The sequence below is a fragment of the Streptomyces cellostaticus genome, assembly GCF_001513965.1.
GTDB classification, from domain to species: Bacteria; Actinomycetota; Actinomycetes; order Streptomycetales; family Streptomycetaceae; genus Streptomyces; species Streptomyces cellostaticus.
In genome coordinates this window covers 1-1,044 of the sequence record NZ_KQ948127.1, presented here as the reverse complement: position 1 = coordinate 1,044, position 1,044 = coordinate 1, and the positions used below count along the sequence as shown (strand labels likewise).

Genomic DNA, 1,044 nt, shown 5'->3' with positions numbered 1-1,044 from the left:
GGGGAGTTGGTGCGAATCGCCGGGACGCGCTGGGCGATCGAGGAGTGCTTCCAGGCCGCGAAGAACGAGTGCGGCCTGGACCAGTACGAAGTCCGTCGCTACGTGGGCTGGTACCGGCACATCACTCTTGCCATGCTCGCGCACGCCTTCCTGGCCGCCACGGCACATCAGGTTCGGGAAAAGGGGGCGGCGCCGGTGGGACAGCCGGGGCGATCGAGTTCACAGTGGCGGAGGTTCGGCGACTCCTGGCAGCTTGTCGTCCCCGACCGCCGCACCTTCGTGGCCGCCGAGGACGGCACCACGCGCTGAGCTGGTCGAACTGGCGTCGACGACGCCAAGCGGTCGCCCGCCGCTGTCACTATCTGCGGCGCTGTCGCACGATCGAGGGGCGGCCTGCCGAAGGCCACCCCTGACCACTCCGCGGCCCGCTACACTCCAGCCACCCGACGAAACCCGCAGGTCAGACAGCGAAATCCTGCTGGAGTACTAGGGCGCAGCGTCGCACCGCGCTCGCTCGGCCCGTCGTCCGGGTGAGATGGCGTCGAGAATGTCGTGCTCGCTCACAGCACTCCCCCGGAGTGAGTACGCCGACACGTACACCTGAGTACAGGCACTCGTGTACCCGACGTTCCCGCACCGGTTCACTGCCTGCATGACGACACAGCACATCGCGACGCTCCCCGGCCCGTCGGACACGGCGGAACGGGATCCTCGGGCTTGGGTGACGGCGGTGATCACGACGGTGCTGGTGGCCGTACTCGGCCCGACCGCCTTCACTTTCGCCTGCCTGTCGGTCATGGCCACGGACAGCTGCGGTCCTGACGACTGCTCGCACGCGCTGACGACGTCGCTGACGTGGATCTTCGGCATGCTCTTCTACGGCGGCCCGGTCGCTGTAGCGGCCCTGCTCACCACGTGGCTGCTGCCCTGGAAGCACCGCTGGTCGACAGCGCGCCGCTGGACGGCCGTCATCGCCCTGGTACCGCCGCTGACCATCCTTCTTCTGGTGTTCACGCTCCCCACGCCATGACGACCCGCTGGCTT

At 68.2% G+C, this 1,044-nt stretch carries 1 protein-coding gene and 1 pseudogene; both read left to right on the top strand.

The features are described from left to right. Nucleotides 1-309: pseudogene (locus tag AQI88_RS42380) on the top strand (IS701 family transposase); the annotation flags it as partial. Between the two features lie 343 nt (nt 310-652). Beyond that, on the top strand, nt 653-1,030 hold the full coding sequence (locus AQI88_RS42375) for a hypothetical protein (RefSeq protein WP_067011149.1): 378 nt from the start codon (nt 653-655) through the stop codon (nt 1,028-1,030). Nucleotides 1,031-1,044 lie beyond the last annotated feature (14 nt).